We start from the raw sequence: 5,378 nt of genomic DNA on the forward strand, positions 1-5,378 counted from the left end.
TGGTTGCGGGGGGCAATATGTAAGTCCGGCGACGTCCTAGTCTCCCACAGGATCCCTCCTGCAGTACCATCGGCGCTGAAAGGCTTAACTTCCGGGTTCGGAATGGAGCCGGGTGTTTCCCTTTCGCCATGGTCACCGAAACACTATGGAGATGTCACTGCCTGCGACCAGCACCACACCCCGGTCCAACCAGGTGCGGGGGGAGGCGGTTGTGTCTCCAGAACCTCACAGTGGACGCGTAGCATCTTTGTAGAAAGACAAGCCCTCGGCCTATTAGTATCGGTCAGCTCCATGCCTTGCAGCACTTCCACATCCGACCTATCAACCCTGTGGTCTACAGGGGGCCTTACCAGATTAATCTGTGGGAACCCTCATCTTGAAGCGTGCTTCCCGCTTAGATGCTTTCAGCGGTTATCACTTCCCAACGTAGCAAACCAGCCGTGCCCTTGGCAGGACAACTGGCACACCAGAGGTTGGTCCGTCCCGGTCCTCTCGTACTAAGGACAGCCCTTCTCAAGATTCCTACGCGCGCAGCGGATAGGGACCGAACTGTCTCACGACGTTCTGAACCCAGCTCGCGTGCCGCTTTAATGGGCGAACAGCCCAACCCTTGGGACCGACTACAGCCCCAGGATGCGACGAGCCGACATCGAGGTGCCAAACCATGCCGTCGCTGTGAGCGCTCGGGCAAGATCAGCCTGTTATCCCCGGGGTACCTTTTATCCGTTGAGTGACGGCGCGTCCACATGCCACCGTCAGATCACTAGTCCCGACTTTCGTCCCTGCTCGAGGTGTCCCTCTCACAGTCAAGCTCCCTTGTGCACTTACACTCAACACCTGATTGCCAACCAGGCTGAGGGAACCTTTGGGCGCCTCCGTTACCTTTTGGGAGGCGACCGCCCCAGTCAAACTACCCATCAGGCACTGTCCCTGATCCAGATAATGGACCTAGGTTAGATAACCAGAACGACCAGAGTGGTATTTCAACGTTGACTCCACACACACTGGCGTGCATGCTTCACAGTCTCCCACCTATCCTACACAAGTCGTACCGATCACCAATACCAAACTATAGTAAAGGTCCCGGGGTCTTTCCGTCCTGCTGCGCGTAACGAGCATCTTTACTCGTAATGCAATTTCGCCGAGTTCATGGTGGAGACAGCGCCCAAGTCGTTACTCCATTCGTGCAGGTCGGAACTTACCCGACAAGGAATTTCGCTACCTTAGGATGGTTATAGTTACCACCGCCGTTTACTGGGGCTTAAGTTCAGTGCTTCGCTTGCGCTGACACTTCCCCTTAACCTTCCAGCACCGGGCAGGAGTCAGTCCGTATACATCGTCTTTCGACTTGGCACGGACCTGTGTTTTTGGTAAACAGTCGCTTGGGCCTGGTCTCTGCGACCTTCAACGCTGCTCCCAGCAAGTGGGATCACGTGTCCGGTCCCCCTTATTCCGAAGTTACGGGGGTATTTTGCCGAGTTCCTTCACCATGATTGTCTCGATCGCCTTGGTATTCTCTACCTATCCACCTGTGTCGGTTTGGGGTACGGGCGGCTAAGCAATACTCACGAAGCTTTTCTAGGCAGCATAGGATCACCTGGTCACAGCACGAATGCTGCTTCCACATCATGTCTCAGGCACATGAACGGCGGATTTGCCTACCGTTCGCCCTACACACTTGTCCCGGGACAACCATCGCCCGGGGCAGGCTACCTTCCTGCGTCCCTCCGCAGCTTACCTACTAATGAATTGGGTCGCAGAGTCACCACCATCACCCCGAAGGGATCCGGCAGCTTCCGTGCTCAGCATCATCACATTCAGTATGGGCTCGCTTTCGCCGGTACGGGAATATCAACCCGTTGTCCATCGACTACGCCTGTCGGCCTCGCCTTAGGTCCCGACTTACCCAGGGCAGATTAGCTTGACCCTGGAACCCTTGGATATTCGGCGGACGGGTTTCTCACCCGTCATTCGCTACTCATGCCTGCATTCTCACTCGTGTGCTCTCCACGGCTGGGTCACCCCGCCGCTTCACCGCGCACACGACGCTCCCCTACCCATCCACACACCTGGCTTGCGCAGGTACACGTGTGAATGCCACAGCTTCGGCGGATAACTTGAGCCCCGCTAAATTGTCGGCGCAGAATCACTTGACCAGTGAGCTATTACGCACTCTTTCAAGGGTGGCTGCTTCCAAGCCAACCTCCTGGTTGTCTCCGCAACTCCACATCCTTTTCCACTTAGTTATCGCTTAGGGGCCTTAGCTGATGATCTGGGCTGTTTCCCTCTCGACTATGAAGCTTATCCCCCACAGTCTCACTGCCGCACTCTCACTTACCGGCATTCGGAGTTTGATTGATTTCGGTAAGCTTGTGGGCCCCCTAGACCATTCAGTGCTCTACCTCCGGTAAGAAACATGCGACGCTGCACCTATATGCATTTCGGGGAGAACCAGCTATCACGTAGTTTGATTGGCCTTTCACCCCTATCCACAGCTCATCCCCTCGGTTTTCAACCCAAGTGGGTTCGGTCCTCCACGAAGTCTTACCTTCGCTTCAACCTGGCCATGGATAGATCACTACGCTTCGGGTCTAGAGCATGCGACTCAACGCCCTGTTCGGACTCGCTTTCGCTACGGCTCCCCCACACGGGTTAACCTCGCCACACACCACTAACTCGCAGGCTCATTCTTCAAAAGGCACGCCGTCACCCTCACGGGCTCCGACGGATTGTATGCGATCGGTTTCAGGTACTATTTCACTCCCCTCCCGGGGTACTTTTCACCTTTCCCTCACGGTACTTGTCCGCTATCGGTCACCAAGGAGTATTTAGGCTTAGCAGGTGGTCCTGCCAGATTCACACGGGATTTCAGGGGTCCCGTACTACTTGGGGTAACACCAGGAAGTGACCAGCTTACGTCTACGGGAGTCTCACCCTCTACGCTACGGCTTCCCAACCGCTTCAACTTCACCAGTCATTTATCACTCCCCACCAGGTCGGCAGACCTGGCCAGGTGGCCCCACAACCCCGCACATGCAACACCTGCCGGCTATCACACACATACGGTTTGGCCTCTTCCGCGTTCGCTCGCCACTACTGACGGAATCACTATTGTTTTCTTTTCCTGGGGGTACTGAGATGTTTCACTTCCCCCCGTTCCCTCCAACCGCCCTATACATTCAGGCGGAGGTCGCCGGACATGACTCCGGTATTCAAGGTTTCCCCATTCGGAAATCCACGGATCACAGCTCGTTTACCAGCTCCCCATGGCTTATCGCAGGTTACAACGTCCTTCATCGGCTCTTGGTGCCTAGGCATCCACCGATCGCACTTAGTAGCTTGTCAAAAATCTACAAAGATGCTCGCGTCCACTGTGAAGTTCTCAAGAAACAAACGCCACCACAACCACCCAGACAACAAAGCCCAGGCAACCATGGCCCGCACGAAGAAACAGTCGCTTGCGCAACCGAGTCCTCAGGACCCAACAACGTGCTCCAGCCAACCCCCACCCACACCCAAGGTTCCACTCCCCCACCCAAAGACGGGGGCTGTACTGACAGGTGCGACGCAGACGCCGGCTTCAGGTCAATGTTCCACAATCCAGAACCAGCCGACCCCACAACACTCGCATGGGCAATCGACATGAACCACCACTCACGCAGTGATTGTATGGCTCCTTAGAAAGGAGGTGATCCAGCCGCACCTTCCGGTACGGCTACCTTGTTACGACTTAGTCCTAATTACCAGTCCCACCTTCGACGGCTCCCCCCACAAGGGTTGGGCCACCGGCTTCGGGTGTTACCGACTTTCATGACTTGACGGGCGGTGTGTACAAGCCCCGGGAACGTATTCACCGCAGCGTTGCTGATCTGCGATTACTAGCGACTCCGACTTCATGGGGTCGAGTTGCAGACCCCAATCCGAACTGAGACTGGCTTTTTGGGATTCGCTCAACATTACTGTATCGCAGCCCTTTGTACCAGCCATTGTAGCATGCGTGAAGCCCTGGACATAAGGGGCATGATGACTTGACCTCATCCCCACCTTCCTCCGAGTTGGCCCCGGCGGTCTCCCATGAGTCCCCGGCATTACCCGCTGGCAACATAGGACGAGGGTTGCGCTCGTTGCGGGACTTAACCCAACATCTCACGACACGAGCTGACGACAGCCATGCACCACCTGTGTACCGACCACAAAGGGGGCACCCATCTCTGGATGTTTCCGGTACATGTCAAACCCAGGTAAGGTTCTTCGCGTTGCATCGAATTAATCCGCATGCTCCGCCGCTTGTGCGGGGCCCCGTCAATTCCTTTGAGTTTTAGCCTTGCGGCCGTACTCCCCAGGCGGGGTACTTAATGCGTTAGCTACGGCACGGAGAACGTGGAATGTCCCCCACACCTAGTACCCACCGTTTACGGCGTGGACTACCAGGGTATCTAAGCCTGTTTGCTCCCCACGCTTTCGCTTCTCAGCGTCAGGAAAAGTCCAGAGAACCGCCTTCGCCACCGGTGTTCCTCCTGATATCTGCGCATTCCACCGCTCCACCAGGAATTCCGTTCTCCCCTACTTCCCTCTAGTCGACCCGTATCAGAAGCAGGCTCAGGGTTAAGCCCTGAGTTTTCACTTCTGACGCAATCAACCGCCTACAAGCTCTTTACGCCCAATAATTCCGGACAACGCTCGCACCCTACGTATCACCGCGGCTGCTGGCACGTAGTTGGCCGGTGCTTCTTCTGTAGGTACCGTCACTTGCGCTTCGTCCCTACTGAAAGCGGTTTACAACCCGAAGGCCGTCATCCCGCACGCGGCGTTGCTGCATCAGGCTTCCGCCCATTGTGCAATATTCCCCACTGCTGCCTCCCGTAGGAGTCTGGGCCGTATCTCAGTCCCAGTGTGGCCGGTCGCCCTCTCAGGCCGGCTACCCGTCGAAGCCTTGGTAGGCCATTACCCCACCAACAAGCTGATAGGCCGCGAGTTGATCCAAGACCGCAAAAGCTTTCCACACACACCCATGCAGGCACATGTGTATATCCGGTATTAGCAACCGTTTCCGGCTGTTATCCCAGAGTCAAGGGCACATTACTCACGTGTTACTCACCCGTTCGCCACTCGTGTGCCCCGAAGGGCCTTACCGTTCGACTTGCATGTGTTAAGCACGCCGCCAGCGTTCGTCCTGAGCCAGGATCAAACTCTCCGTTGAAAAATATCGGCAGACAACCACACATGGCTGCCACAACCGTCAACAAGCTCGAATCCCAGCAAAAAGAACCAACTGACGTTGATCCAAAATGTTGTTCATCAAAGGAATCACGAACCCAACCATTCACATGGCCAGGCACGAGACATCACAACACCCACACAAAAAATGTGCAGGCAAT

General features: G+C 55.8%; 3 rRNA genes. All 3 read right to left on the reverse strand.

Annotation, left to right across the window (positions count from 1 at the left end):
- Positions 1–23 precede the first annotated feature (23 nt).
- Positions 24–140 (reverse strand): 5S ribosomal RNA (gene rrf / locus M3G03_RS12705).
- A gap of 113 nt (positions 141–253) precedes the next feature.
- A 23S ribosomal RNA gene (locus M3G03_RS12710) occupies positions 254–3,345 on the reverse strand.
- Positions 3,346–3,681: 336 nt separating this feature from the next.
- A 16S ribosomal RNA gene (locus M3G03_RS12715) occupies positions 3,682–5,200 on the reverse strand.
- The 16S, 23S and 5S rRNA genes sit together here, the layout of an rRNA operon.
- Positions 5,201–5,378 lie beyond the last annotated feature (178 nt).

It is taken from the genome of Aestuariimicrobium sp. p3-SID1156 (genome assembly GCF_025144225.1).
Taxonomy (GTDB): domain Bacteria; phylum Actinomycetota; class Actinomycetes; order Propionibacteriales; family Propionibacteriaceae; genus Aestuariimicrobium.